This window comes from Actinacidiphila glaucinigra, from assembly GCF_900188405.1.
Taxonomy (GTDB): Bacteria; Actinomycetota; Actinomycetes; order Streptomycetales; family Streptomycetaceae; genus Actinacidiphila; species Actinacidiphila glaucinigra.
Window position 1 is genome coordinate 139,630 of record NZ_FZOF01000014.1, and the last position, 13,385, is coordinate 153,014.

Here is a 13,385-nt window from a genome sequence, read left to right on the forward strand (position 1 = left end):
CGGCGGCCCGGCCCGGCCTACCGCGGCGCACCCGCCGCCCGGGCGAGCCGGTCCGCGACGACCCGCAGCCGTTCGGCCAGCTCAGGGGGCTCCCGCACCTCGAAGTCGACGCCGAGCATGCCGATGTAGACGGCGAGCGCGTCGAGGGACTCGGAACCGGTGCGCAGCACGCAGCTGTCCGGCCCGGTGGACTCCACGGTCGCGTACCCGGCGTACTCGGCCACGGCCTCGGCGGGCGCGTGCACGACGACGACGGCCTGGTGGCGGTAGGCCCGCGAGGTGACCCCCCGGGCGACGTACGACGCGGCGTCCGCCGGGGGCCGCCGGGGCGCGAAGCGGGGGCCGGTGGGAGACCTGGGGTCCATCCGGTCCACACGGAAGGTGCGCCAGTCCTGCCGGTCGGTGTCCCAGGCGAGCAGGTACCAGCGGCGGCCGTGGTGGACCAGGCTGTGCGGCTCCACCGTGCGGCGGCTCGCGGTGCCGCCGTGCGCCCGGTAGTCGAAGCGCAGCCGTTCGTGGTCGCGGCAGGCGGCGCCGATCGCGGTCAGCACCTCCTGGGCGACGGCGCCCGGCTGGGACGCGGGCCGGACGACCGCGACGGCCTCCATGGCCTGCGCCCGGCGGCGCAGCCGGGAGGGCAGCACCTGCTCCAGCTTGGCCAGCGCGCGCAGCGAGGTCTCCTCGATGCCCTCGACGCTGCCGCCGGCGCCGGTGCGCAGGCACAGCGCGACCGCGATCGCCTCGTCGTCGTCGAGCAGCAGCGGGGGCAGTGCGGCGCCCGCGCCCAGCCGGTAGCCGCCGGCGGTGCCGGGGGTGGCGTGCACGGGGTAGCCGAGGGCGCGCAGGCGCTCCACGTCGCGGCGCACCGTCCGGGCGGTGACGTCGAGGCGCTCGGCGAGTTCGGGCCCCGTCCAGTCGCGCCGGGACTGGAGCAGGGACAGCAGGCGCAGCAGTCGGGCGGAGGTTTCCAGCACGGCAGCAGTCTGGCAGGCATCGCGGACGGTTCCTGACCTCATTCCGGCCTACCGTGACACCCATGGAGACCATCCCCGAGGGCACCGTCCTGGACCGCCGGACGCTCAACCGCTCCCTGCTGGCCCGGCAGTCGCTGCTGGGCCGGGTGCCCACCGGCGCCGCGGAGATGGTCGAGCGACTGGTGGGACTGCAGGCGCAGGAGCCGCAGGACCCTTACGTGGCGCTGTGGTCCCGGATCGAGGACTTCGCACCGCAGGAGCTGTCCGGGATGCTCGCGGACCGGCGGGCGGTGCGGATGTCGCTGCTGCGGTGGACGGTGCACCTGGTGACGGCGCGGGACTGCGTGGCGCTGCGCCCGGTGGTGCAGGACGTGCTCGAACGGCGCCTGCTCGGGCAGTTCCGGCGGCAGTTGGCGGGGCTGGACCTGGCGGAGGTGGCCGGGGCGGGCCGGATGCTCCTCGAGGACGGCCCGCTGTCCCCGAGCCGGCTCGGGGACGCCCTGCGGGAGCGCTGGCCGGACCGCGAACGGCTGCCGCTCGCGCTGGCCGCCATGGCACGGGTGCCGACCGTGCAGCCGCCGCCGCGCGGCCTGTGGCGCACTTCCGGCGCTGCCCTGCAGACCCCGGCCGACCGGTGGCTCGGCCGGGACTTCGACCTCGCGGACGGCTCCGCGCCGGACGCGGCGGTCCTGCGCTACCTCGCCGCCTTCGGCCCCGCGTCGGCCGGGGACGTCGCCGTCTGGTCGGGGCTGACCGGGCTCCGCGCGGTCATGGACCGGCTCCGCCCGGGGCTGCGGGTCTACCGCGACGAGAAGGGCACCGCCCTGTACGACGTCCCCGGCGCGCCCTTCCCCGACCCCGGGACACCGGCGCCGCCGCGGTTCCTGCCGCAGTACGACAACATCGCCCTCTCGCACGCCGACCGGGCACGGATCGTGCCGCGCGACCCCCACGCCGGGCAGCCGCTGCCCGGCAGCGGCAGCAACCGCGGCTTCTTCCTCCACGACGGCTTCGTCCACGGGCTGTGGCGGATCCAGTCCGCCCGCGGCGCGGCCGTGCTCCACGTCCGGCCGCACGCACCGCTGGACGCCGGGGCGCGGAAGGCGCTCGCGGCGGAGGGCGAGCGGCTGCTGGGGTTCGCGGTGCCGGAGGCCGCGGCGCGGGAGGTGCGCTTCACGGGGTGACCGGGGCGCGCCTCCCTGGGCGCGCCTCCCGGGACGGCGGCCCGGGGCGGCTCAGTACACGCCGACCCCGTACGCCTTGAGGACCGCGGGCAGCGGCTGGAAGAAGGTGGTGCCCCCCTTGGCGCAGTCGCCGCTGCCGCCGGACAGCAGCCCCAGCGCCTTGGTCCCGTCGTACAACGGCCCCCCGGAGTCGCCGGGTTCGGCGCACAGATCGGTGCGGATCAGCCCGCGGACGATGTCGCCGTCACCGTAGTTGACGGTGTAGCCGAGCCCGGTGACCGTGCCGCTGCGGACGCCCGTGGTGGAACCGTCCCGCTTCACCGCCTCCCCGACGCGGGCCCGCGCGGCCTTGGTGATGTCCTGCCGGCCGACCTTTCCGGGCCGCGCGACGGAGCCGCTGTAGCGCACCAGGGCGTAGTCGTTGTACGGGTAGCTGAAGGCGGTGGTGGTGCCCAGCGTCCTGGTCCGGGCCGCATCGCCGTACCAGGTCGTGGCGGCGCGGCCGCAGTGACCGGCCGTCAGGAAGTAGTAGCTGCCGGCGGCGCGGACGTTGAAGCCGACCGAGCAGCGGAAGCCGCCGCCGTGGACGGCGTCGCCGCCGGCGGCCATCCTTTCGAAGGAGCCGCCGACGCGCTCGAAGCGGACCGTCCCTCCGTACCGTCCGGCGGCCTGCCGCAACGCGGTGAGCCCGGTGCGCGAGACGGTGTCGTCGGTGGCGATGACCAGCGCGCCGCTCTCCGGGTCGACCGCCCAGGCGCTGCCCGCGACGTCCGCCGACTCGGCCGCCAGGCCCGCCGCGGCCAGGTGCGCGGCCGAGGCCCCGTGGGCGGTGGCGGCCCGTGCGTCCGGCACGGCCACCGCGGTCGCGGCCAGCAGGCCGAGGAGCGCCGCTCCGGGCAGCGCGGCGCCTGAGGCGAGGCCGCTGCGCGGAGTGGTGCGCTTGTTCCTCATATGTTCCCCCCTACGAGGTTATGCGGTGCCTCGCGGAGTATTGCGACGATCAGCCCGGCGGACAAGAGGGCCATACGGGACGTGCCCGGCGGCCGTGGGGCCGCCGGGCACATCCGTGACGGAAGGGAGGGCGTGGACCTCCCGGAAGGTCAGAAGACGCTGACGCCGTAGACGCTGAGCGCCTCCGTCACCGGCTGGAAGAAGGTCGTCCCGCCGGAGCTGCAGTTGCCGCTGCCGCCGGAGGTCAGACCCAGCGCGATGCCGCCGGAGGTGTACAGCGCGCCACCGGAGTCGCCGCCCTCGGCGCACACGTTGGTGCGGATCATCTGGTACACCACGTCGCCGCCGCCGTAGTTGACGGTGGCGTTGAGGCCGGTGACCGAACCGCTGTGGATGCCGGTGGTGGAGCCGTCACGCAGAACGGCCTGGCCCACGAAGGCGTTGCCGGCGCTGGTGATGTCGGTGTTGCCGGCCGTGCCGCTCTTGGTCACGGAGGTGTTGCTGTACCGGACCAGCGCGTAGTCGTTGGTCGGGAAGCTGTAGCCGGCGTTCGAGCCCAGCACGGTGGTCTGGCTGGAGTTGGAGTACCAGGTCGAGGCGACCTCGGCGCAGTGCCCGGCGGTCAGGAAGTAGTTGGTGCTGCCGCTGCGCACGTTGAAGCCGAGCGAGCAGCGGTAACCGCCGCCGTAGATGGCGTCGCCGCCGGCGATCAGCCGCTTGAAGGTGCCGGCCGTGCGCCGGAAGGTGACCGCGTCGCCGTATGAGGCGGTGGCCTCCTGCAGCTTGGTGAGTTCGGCACCGGTGACGGTGCTGTCGGCGGTGATCTCCAGCCGGTTGGACTTCGGGTCGACGACCCACGACGTGCCCGCGATGTCCGCGGCGAGGGTGGCCTTCCCGGCCTTCTCCAGCTGGGCGGTGCTGTGCGCCACGAACTTCGGGACCGCGCCGGCCGCGCTGACGGCCTGGGCCGCCTTGTCGTTCGTGACGTTGACGACCATGGCCTTGGCCTTGGCGTCGTAGTACGAACCGGCGGTGGAGGCGGTGCCGAGGGACGTGGTGAGCGCGGCCGCGGCCTCGGGGGAGGCCTTGGACGCGGGAGCGGCCTGAGCGGCGGGCAGGGTGAGCGCGGTGGCCGCCAGCAGACCGGACGCCACGGCGATCAGCCGTGCACGTCTCGGGACGGGGGTGTGGGTGGTGCGCTTGATCCTCACGCGTTTTCCTCCTGTGGGGGAACGGAAGTTGACCCGCGTAGCGCGGGCCGGTGAGGCGCAGCGAGGGCGCCGCCGTACTGTGGGGGTGGCGTGCCCCTGACAAATGCTGCGCACACGGGAGTATTCAGAGTCACGCACAAGCGCACAAGGGCGGGTTTCGGCCTCGTCACGCCCCTGAAACGCCCCGACGACGCCCCCGCGCTCACCCCTGTGACGGCGTATCAGCTGGTGAGCCCGCCGCCCCCGCCACCCGTCGGCCGCCCCCGCGCCCCGCCCCCGGTTTGGCGCGAACGGACGGCCCGCACCAGGCCTGACGCCACCGGGTCGCCGCACGCCACCGCGCTGCGCGGCCACACGATCCGTGTCCGGAGCCCCGCCGCTCGCGCGGGAACACGCCTCCACAGCGCCGTACGACGCGCCTTCCCCGCACATGACGAGGCGCCGCGCCGCCACACCCCTTGACGCCGCCCCAGCCCGCCCTCGGCCCGTGGTCGCGCGCCCGCGCCCGCCCCTGTTCCCGGCGACGCCGTCGCCGTCGCCGGGAACGGGCCGCACGGCCCCTCAGCAGTCGCAGCCGCAGCAGTCGCAGTCGCAGCAGCAGCCGTCACCGCAGCCGCAGTCGCACCCGGAGCAGTCGCAGTTGGAGCACCAGCCCTCGCGCCGCCTGCCGCTCCAGGGGTCGTCGTAGTGGTCCCGGCAGCAGATCTGGCAGGTGCAGCAGAGCCCCGCGAACACCGCGCACCCGGCGAGCAGGCCGCGGCGGGGGCCCTGCTGGTGCGGGGGGCCGGGGGTCAGCCAGGGCGACTGCACCGGCCCGCCGGGGCCGCCCGGGCCCGGGTGGTGGGCGCACGAGGCGCCGAACGCGCGGTCCACGGACCGCCGCAGCTCGTGGGCGAGCAGGACGTGGGCGAGCGCGCCGTCGGTGAACTCGACGTCCCGCAGCGCCAGCCTGACCCCGTGCACGGCGTCGTCGCACAGCCGCCGGGCCTCGTCCAGGCTCATCCCGGTGGCGGTCAGCGGGTTCCACGCGCCCGCCGCGGCGTCGGCGTCCAGGTCCTCCACGGCGTCCAGCAGGTGCGCCAGGCGGCCGAAGAGCCGGCCCGCCTCCTCCAGCGGGGCGCGGTTGGCCGGACGCCCGGCCAGCACCGCCGTGTGGCCGAACGCGGCGGCGGTGGCGGTCTCGGTGGGCTCGGTGACGGTCAGCAGGGACGTGCCGGGCCCGGCGGCCGCCTCGACGGCGGTCTGCCGGCCGACGGCGTCCACCAGCACCGCGGTGTCGAAGCCGAGCACCGAACCCGTCGCGGCGCCCGCGCGGTCCCAGCGGCGGGCCACCGTGCGCGCGGCCGCGGCGACCGGACGGCGCGCCAGCACCCCGTCGCCGTCCGCCATGTGGTCGCGCACCTTCGCGGAGGCCAGCACCAGCGAGACCGCGGCGGCCAGCCGTGCTCCCTCCCCCTGGGCGACCGGCGCGGTCCGCATCGCCCGCAGCGGGCACGGCCCCGCGGTGCGGCGTCCGTCCCGCGTCCGCCCGGCCTGGTCCTCGACCAGCACCGAGACGATGAGTCCGTCGTAATTCGTGGCGACCCTGGCCAGTTGCCCGTGGTCATCCCTCAGGGCGAGGCAGAGACCGCACAGATGCGCCGTCCACGATATGGCCAGCTTCTCCGGCAGACGGTGCCTGCACGGTCTGACGATTCCGAACATCGCAATCCCCCGTACGTCATTCGCAGCAATGGAGCACGTCATCGGCTGGTCGTTCTGTACGCCACCCGTTCGGCTGTCCGGCGGTGCGGCATCACTCTACCGAGCGGGACTCTTTCCGATGATCCGTCAGGAGCCGTATTCCATGGGGTGACTGGGGGCCACTAGTGCGATTTATGCACCAGGTCTGTCACGAATCCACCCCACGGTGGGTATCCGCTTGGCGCATCATCCGCATCATGGACGACCATAGGGGTGCGGACGGCAAACTGACCGCGTGCGAGAGGAGGCGTCCATGGGATCGGTACGACGGGCGAGCGCCTGGCTGGGACTCGTCGACGACAACAGCGCCGAGGAGTACTACGACGAGGACTACGCCGATTACGGCGACGGCGCCGAGACGTCCTCCCCCGACTCCTGGGTCACGGACCCCCGCGTGCGCGTGGCCTCCGATTCGGCGGAGGAGCAGGGCCGCCGGATCGCCACGGTCACCCCGGACGGCTTCCGGGACGCCCGCGGCATCGGCGAGCTGTTCCGGGCCGGTGTCCCGGTCATCGTCAACCTGACGGCCATGGAGTCCTCCGACGCCAAGCGCGTCGTCGACTTCGCGGCCGGCCTGACCTTCGGCCTGCGCGGTTCCATCGACCGCGTGGCGAACCGCGTCTTCCTGCTGACCCCGCCCGACTACCTGGTCGTCAACGCGGACAGCAAGCGCGGCGGCGACGGCTTCTTCAACCAGAACTGAACCGCGGCGTCGGCGCCGGGACCCGGCGCCGGCCGCCGCGGCTACCGGAAGGCGTCGAGCCCGGTGAGCGCCTTGCCGAGCACGAGCTGGTGCATCTCGACGGTGCCCTCGTAGGTGAGCACGGACTCCAGATTGGTCGCGTGCCGCATCACGGGGTACTCCAGGGAGATGCCGTTCGCGCCCAGCACGGTCCGGGCCGTGCGGCAGATCTCGATCGCCTCGCGCACGTTGTTGAGCTTGCCGAAGCTGACCTGCTCGGGACGGAGCGTGCCCGCGTCCATGCGCCGCCCGAGGTGGTGGGCGAGGAGGATGCCCTTGTGCAGTTCGAGCGCCATGTCGGCGAGCTTGGCCTGGGTCAGCTGGAAGCCGCCGATGGGCCGGCCGAACTGCTCACGGGTACGGGAGTACTCCAGGGCGGCCTCGAAGCTGCTGCGCGCGGCGCCCATGGCGCCCCAGACGATGCCGTAGCGGGCGTGGTTCAGGCAGCTGAGCGGGCCGCGCAGGCCGGTGACCTCGGGGAGGACGGCGTCGGCGGGCAGGCGCACGTCGTCCATCACCAGCTCGCTGGTGACGGAGGCGCGCAGCGACCACTTGTGCTTGATCTCGGGGGCGGAGAACCCGGGGGTGTCGGTGGGCACGGCGAAGCCGCGGATGCCCTCGTCGGTGCGGGCCCACACCACGGCGACGCCGGCGACGGAGCCGTTGGTGATCCACATCTTGCGGCCGTTCAGGATCCAGTCGGATCCGTCCCGCTTGGCGTGGGTGCGCATGCCCGCCGGGTCGGAGCCGTGGTCGGGCTCGGTGAGCCCGAAGCAGCCGATGACCTCTCCGGCGGCCATCCGCGGCAGCCACCGCTGCTTCTGCTCCTCGGACCCGTACCGGTGGATGGCGTACATCGCCAGCGAGCCCTGGACGGAGACGAGCGAGCGGATGCCGGAGTCGGCGGCCTCCAGTTCCAGGCAGGCCAGGCCGTACTGGACGGCGGAGGCGCCCGCGCAGCCGTAGCCGGTCAGCGACATGCCCAGCGCGCCGATCGAGCCGAGTTCCACGGCCAGCTCGCGGATCCCGGGCAGCTCGCCGCGCTCGTACCACTCCGCCACGTGCGGCAGCACGCGGTCGGCGGCCCAGCCGCGGACGGTGTCCCGCACCGCGCGGTCCTCTTCGTCCAGCAGGTCGTCGATGCCGAGCGGGTCGTACGGGTCGAACTGCGGCTTTCCAGCGGACATCGTCGTCCTCTCCGGTGATCACTGCGCTTCGCCGACGAAGCTACTTCCGTGGCGGGGGCGGGTAAAGCCCCCGACGGTGTGCTCAGCGCGACACGTCGGCCCCGGCCAGGGCGTGCTCGCGCGGGGACGGGATGCCGGGGGCGGCCGGCCGCTGGGCCGCCGTGCCGCACTCCATGCGGCGGGGCAGCCGCAGCGCGGCGACCGCGCCGAGCAGCAGCAGGCCCGCGCTGACCACCAGGGTGATGTGCATGCCGTGGACGAAGGCGTGCCGTGCGGCGTGCCGCAGTGAGGCCCCGGCGGAACCGCCGAGGTGGTCGGAGACCTCGTAGGCCTCGCCGAGCGACTTGCCGGCCGAGGCGCCGGCGTCCGCCGGCACCCCGGGGACCCGGGCGACGCCGGGGGCGTAGGCGGCGTTCATGACACTGCCCAGCAGGGCGATGCCGAGGCCGGCACCCAGCTGGTAGGAGGTCTCGCCGATCGCGGCGGCACCGCCCGCCTGTTCGGCGGGGGCGTCGCTGAGCATGGACTCGTACGCCCCGAAGAGCGTGGTCTCCAGCCCGAAGCCCAGCAGGACGAAGCCCGCGGTGAGCACGCCCGGGCGGTCGTGCTGGCCCATGAGGGTCAGCACGAGCACCGCGCACGCGGTGAGGACGAAACCGGAACTCACCATGGCTCGCGGCCCGAAGCCGCCGAGCATCCGGGAGCCCAGGAGGCCGGCGCCCATGGCGGCGAGGGTGAGCGGCAGCAGCCGCAGCCCCGTCTGCAGGGGGCTCAGGCCGAGGACCAGCTGCAGGTACTGGACGGCGATCAGTTCGAGGCCGACGAGGGCGAGCAGCGCCAGCACGATGCAGCCCACGGAGGTGCCGAAGGCGGGCCTGACGAACATGCCTATGTCGATGAGCGGGTGCTCGCGCCTGCGCTGCCGGCGCACGAACAGCACCAGCAGGGCCAGGCCCACGAGCAGCGGGACCAGCGCGGAGGGCTCGTACGGTGCGGCGCCGCCGCCGATCCGCTTGACGCCGAGGATGGCTCCGAGGATGCCCAGCGCGGCCATCACCGCGCCCAGGACGTCCCAGGGGCCGTCCAGCTCACCGCGGGACTCCGGCAGCAGCCAGCGGGCCACCGGAAGGATGACGGCCATCAGCGGGATGTTGATCAGGAAGACCGAGCCCCACCAGAAGTGCTCCACGAGGAAGCCGCCGAGGACCGGACCGACGGCGGCGCCGACGGCCGCCACGGCGCTCCACACACCGATGGCGACGGCCCGCTCCCGGCGGTCGGGGAAGACCTGCCGGAGGATCGACAGCGTGGCCGGCATGATCATCGCGCCGCCGACGCCGAGCAGGGCGCGGGCCGCGATGAGGACGCGTGGGTCGGGCGCGAAGGCGGCCGCCGCCGAGGCGGCCGCGAAGATCGTGTAGCCGAGCAGCAGGATCCGGCGTCTTCCGACGCGGTCGCCGAGGGTGCCGAAGAGGATGAGCAGGGACGCGGCGACGAGCGGGTAGGCGTCGACGATCCACAGCAGCGCTATCGCGCCGGGGCGCAGGTCCTCGCTCACCGCGGGAACGGCGACGTGCAGCACGGTCGCGTCGAGGGCGACGAGCAGCAGACTGACGCAGAGGACGATCAGCACGGTCCAGCGGTTGACCGGCCGAGTGTGCCGTGGGACGGCGGCCGGCCCGGAAATGCCGGCCGAGGACGTCCCTGTCATGTACGTACCTCCCAGCGGTGCGCTCGCGGTGTCCCTGGGCAGGACGAGGGGGACGGTCCCGGGGGAACCCAGTGAGACGGGGCGAGTGAAGTCGTCAGACTACGCGAGTCCGCGCCGATGGTGGGTGGCGCAGGTCACGTTCCCACGTGGCCGTGGTCACGTGCCGGCCATGCACCGGAGATGTGCCGGACATTTCCGGTGCCCGCGGGGCGGTCGTCGGGGCGTCCACGCGGTGACGTGTACCCGCCCGTTCCGGTCGTACGCACGGCGGACAAGGGGCGCACGGTTCAACACGTACGCCCGCCGGGTGCGTTCACGCGCCCGCCGATCGGAAATCCGGCCAGGTCACCGACGTGCGTCCGGACCCGCGACGGGCGGGCCGCACGGAACCGGGGCGGGCCGGCCCAAGGCCGGGCGAACTCCAGGGGAAGTGACGGCAAATCAAAGATAAACAGGGCGTGCGGAAATCGAACATGCGATTTCCCAAGATCCTCCGGAAGCACTTCGAAACATAAAATCAAGGAGTTCCCGCATTCGGCTCAATGCGCATGACAGCACTACCTCCATTGGGTGGAGTGAGACGCAGTCCACATCACATCGTCATTACGAACCCGTCCCTCCGGCCGAACTCCGCCATCACACGCTGTAACGTCGATTGAGTGCGTACCGATGACAAGCTTCGCCTCATGGAGGAGCCCGCGACAGCCCAGGCTCCCCCGGGCATGAGCCGGACACGCGTGCTGCTGTTCGGCTCGACGCTCGTGGCCTATGTGGCCATCGTCGTAGCCGTCCTGACCACGTCCAAGCTCGTGACCCTGGACTGGCAGGTCATGATGTGGCGGCCGTACAAGCAGTGGCCACAGATCCACGCGTTCCTGGACTACTTCGTGGTCCTGGGCCAACGCGGCCCGACGGCCGTGATCGTGGCCTCCTGGCTGGGCTGGCGCGCCTGGCGCCAGCGCACCCTGCACCCGCTGCTCGTGCTGGGCACGTCACTGCTGCTGCTGAACGTCACCGTGGGTTCGGTGAAGTACGGCCTGGGCAGGCTCGGCCCGCACTACGCGACCAGCGCCGGATCGGCCGAACTCTTCGCCGGCGGCGATATATTTCCCTCCGGTCACACCGCGAACGCCGTGGTGACCTGGGGGGTCCTGGCCTATCTGGCCACCACCCCGTGGGTCCGCCGGGTCACCTCCGTGATCGCGGCGCTGCTGGCGCTGGGCGTCGGCATGACCACCATCTACCTCGGCACCCACTGGGTCAGCGACGTCCTGCTCGGCTGGGCGGCCGGCCTGCTGATCCTGCTGGCACTGCCCTGGTTCGAGCCCCTGATGGCCTCGGCCGAGCAACGGATCACGGCCGCCTGGGCGCGCCGCCGCGGCACCGGCCGGGCACCGGCCACGGCCCCCTCCGCCGACACGGCGATGGCCTCCGCGCAGCTCTCCGACAACCCGGACGGCGTACTCGAGCCCGTCGTTCTCAGCGGCCGCGCGACGACGCCCGCGTCGGGGATACCGCACCACCCGGCGCGCCCGCACACCACCCGCCACGAGCGCACCCCGGTGACCCCGGCCGGCAGCCGCCGCCCGTCCGCCGACCGGCCGGGCCGCCCGGCCGTCGGCCAGGCGGGAGTCACCCGCGGCCGCGGCACCCCCGGCTGAGCGCCCACGGGGCAGGTACGCACGCCTCCCGCCCCGTCCGCACCCGCACGAAGGCCCCGGCCGCACCCGAGAGGTGCGGTCGGGGCCTTCGTCGTGCGGGGCCCGTACGGAGGGACCTCAGCCGCTCCAGCAGCGGGTCACCCGGCCGCCCTCGACGGTGAAGTTGAGCCGGCCCACCCGGTACTCCATGGTGATGACCGCGCCCGGCGGCAGGGCGCGCACCGTGCTCCAGCCGTGCTCGGTGGCCCGGCGTTCGGCGTCGTCGGCGGAGAGGCCGACGTAGCTGTCCGGTTCGTCCTGCGGTTGCCGTGCGGCGGTCGGATCGGTTGCCATGTGAGCAACGGTAGGCGCACACGAGCCGTGACGGAAGGCACGGCCGACTTGATCGTCACACTTCTGTCACAGAATCCAGGACAGCGTTTGGCGTGCACCGTTCACTCTTTGGGGGCGACTTTTCCAATCGCCCGCCGAATTCACCGACGCGACCGCCGAAAACCGGCCGGGCCGGCCGCGGCGGAATTCCGGGAAACGGTCCACACACTTCCCTCACATCACGCCCCCAGCGTCGACAGCTCTTCGTCCGTCAGCAGCCGGGACCGAATCAGAAACCGGTTGCCCGTCGGCGCTTCCAGCGAGAAGCCGCTGCCGCGCCCCGGCACCACGTCGATCGTCAGATGCGTGTGGCTCCAGTAGGCGAACTGGTCGCGCGACATCCACACCGGCACCGGGTCGACGCCCGGGACGTCGAGGTCGCCGAGGTGCACGTCGGAGTCCCCGGTGAGGAACTCCCCCAGCGGATAGCACATGGGCGAGCTGCCGTCGCAGCAGCCGCCGGACTGGTGGAACATCAACGGGCCGTGCTGGTCGGCGAGACGCCGCAGCAGCCCCGCGGCCTCCTCGGTGACGGCGACCCGGCCGGCCCTCGGTGCGGTTGAGGTCATGGGGTCAGAGTGCCCCCGCCGAGCGCCGCCCGCCAGACCCCCCGAGGACATGCCGGCGGGCGGATCCCACCGTCGACTCAGCCTCGCGTTCCGACAGTCCCGTGCTGACGGCGGCTCCGACCATCTCCTCGGCGACCCGGTCCCCGTGCCCGTTCTCGAACGCCCTGCAGGCGGCCCAGAAGAGCCGCTCGTTGCGCTCCCCCACCGACGAGCCGAGCACGAAGCGGATCAGCGGCTCGGCCGTGCTCCCGCCCGCCCCCGGGCCCGCCCCCGGGCCCGCCGCCGCGCGCACGGGCCGGCGCTGCGGGGTCGTCAGCAGCAGCCGCAGCAGCCGCTTGGGCACGACGGCCGGCGGCATCGAGGCCGTCGGCGGGTCCCAGCGGTAGAGGCCGGCCGTGGTGACCGAACCCGGTCCCACGAGGTAGCCGCCGCTGCCGCGCACGTCGATCCCGTTGCCGAGCCGGCGCACGGAGTTGGGCACGACCACCTCCGCCGGGCCGCGCAGCCACAGGTGCCGGCCGCCGCTCGGGGTGATCACCGTGCGCGTCCACGGCACGGCGAAGCCCCACCGGGCGGCCAGGTCCACCAGGTCGGTCACGCCGTCGACGCCGTCCTTGCGGTCCAGGTCGAGGCCGATCAGGTAGTGCGGCGAGCGACCGCACGCGATCCCGTACCCGCAGGCCCAGGGCGCAGCCGCGAACAGCTCGGCTATCCGGGCGGGCTCGGTGGCGGCGTCGTGCACGCCGTGACCGAACCGTCCGCACTGGCCGCGGCACATACCGCGGGCGGTCTCCCCCCGGTGCGGTGAACGGACCGCCGGGAGTTTGGTCCGCGACAGCGGGATGACGGGAAAGCCGCGCCGCGCGGCGGCGAGCGCGCACTCCAGCGCGCGGTCGTGGTCCGGATGCGTCACGGGGTGCCCCCTCGATGCGCTACGGCATGGCCCCTTTATCGTACTTTCGTTCGACCGTCCGCTCAATGCCGCGCCGAGCAGCTCGGACGGGCTCCCGGCCCGCCCGGCACCCGGTGCCTGACGCGCCCTCACGCACGCGTTCCCGCCGGGCCAGGCCACCCCCATGG

General features: G+C 73.6%; 12 protein-coding genes. 3 read left to right on the forward strand and 9 right to left on the reverse strand.

Annotation, left to right across the window (positions count from 1 at the left end; genetic code table 11):
- Positions 1–17: 17 nt before the first annotated feature.
- Positions 18–974, reverse strand: coding sequence for a helix-turn-helix transcriptional regulator (locus CHF15_RS25660; protein WP_089226242.1), 957 nt, complete (start codon positions 972–974; stop codon positions 18–20).
- 62 nt (positions 975–1,036) lie between these two features.
- Here CHF15_RS25660 and CHF15_RS25665 point away from each other — a divergent pair, with 62 nt between their 5' ends.
- Entirely contained in the window at positions 1,037–2,158 is a 1,122-nt protein-coding gene (locus tag CHF15_RS25665) for a winged helix DNA-binding domain-containing protein (RefSeq protein ID WP_089226243.1), read from the forward strand.
- A 51-nt stretch (positions 2,159–2,209) separates the two neighbouring features.
- Here CHF15_RS25665 and CHF15_RS25670 read toward each other — a convergent pair whose 3' ends face one another.
- From CHF15_RS25670 to CHF15_RS25680, 3 genes are all read right to left on the reverse strand, one after another.
- A complete protein-coding gene (locus tag CHF15_RS25670; RefSeq protein ID WP_089226244.1) occupies positions 2,210–3,109 on the reverse strand; it encodes a S1 family peptidase in 900 nt (299 codons plus the stop codon).
- Positions 3,110–3,258: 149 nt separating this feature from the next.
- On the reverse strand, positions 3,259–4,320 hold the full coding sequence (locus CHF15_RS25675) for a S1 family peptidase (protein WP_089226245.1): 1,062 nt from the start codon (positions 4,318–4,320) through the stop codon (positions 3,259–3,261).
- Positions 4,321–4,881: 561 nt separating this feature from the next.
- Positions 4,882–6,024: a DUF5685 family protein gene (locus CHF15_RS25680; RefSeq protein ID WP_089226246.1), complete on the reverse strand. Its 1,143-nt coding sequence runs from the start codon at positions 6,022–6,024 to the stop codon at positions 4,882–4,884.
- Between the two features lie 292 nt (positions 6,025–6,316).
- Between CHF15_RS25680 and CHF15_RS25685 the strand changes: the two genes are divergently transcribed.
- Complete coding sequence (locus tag CHF15_RS25685) at positions 6,317–6,766, forward strand: cell division protein SepF (protein ID WP_089226247.1); 450 nt, start codon at positions 6,317–6,319, stop codon at positions 6,764–6,766.
- 41 nt (positions 6,767–6,807) lie between these two features.
- On the opposite strand, the gene CHF15_RS25690 is transcribed toward CHF15_RS25685, so the two are convergent.
- Complete coding sequence (locus CHF15_RS25690) at positions 6,808–7,992, reverse strand: acyl-CoA dehydrogenase family protein (protein ID WP_089226248.1); 1,185 nt, start codon at positions 7,990–7,992, stop codon at positions 6,808–6,810.
- Positions 7,993–8,074: 82 nt separating this feature from the next.
- On the reverse strand, positions 8,075–9,703 hold the full coding sequence (locus CHF15_RS25695; protein WP_089226249.1) for an MFS transporter: 1,629 nt from the start codon (positions 9,701–9,703) through the stop codon (positions 8,075–8,077).
- A 659-nt stretch (positions 9,704–10,362) separates the two neighbouring features.
- On the opposite strand from CHF15_RS25695, the gene CHF15_RS25700 reads away from it, so the two are divergent.
- Positions 10,363–11,364, forward strand: a complete 1,002-nt coding sequence (locus tag CHF15_RS25700; protein ID WP_410169662.1) for a phosphatase PAP2 family protein — start codon at positions 10,363–10,365, stop codon at positions 11,362–11,364.
- A gap of 117 nt (positions 11,365–11,481) precedes the next feature.
- On the opposite strand, the gene CHF15_RS25705 is transcribed toward CHF15_RS25700, so the two are convergent.
- From CHF15_RS25705 to CHF15_RS25715, 3 genes are all read right to left on the reverse strand, one after another.
- Positions 11,482–11,697 (reverse strand): I78 family peptidase inhibitor, encoded by a 216-nt coding sequence (locus CHF15_RS25705; protein ID WP_089226251.1) that lies wholly within the window; start codon positions 11,695–11,697, stop codon positions 11,482–11,484.
- 218 nt (positions 11,698–11,915) lie between these two features.
- Entirely contained in the window at positions 11,916–12,305 is a 390-nt protein-coding gene (locus tag CHF15_RS25710) for a DUF779 domain-containing protein (RefSeq protein WP_089226296.1), read from the reverse strand.
- A 4-nt stretch (positions 12,306–12,309) separates the two neighbouring features.
- A complete protein-coding gene (locus CHF15_RS25715; protein ID WP_089226252.1) occupies positions 12,310–13,218 on the reverse strand; it encodes a bifunctional DNA primase/polymerase in 909 nt (302 codons plus the stop codon).
- Between the last annotated feature and the right edge of the window lie 167 nt (positions 13,219–13,385).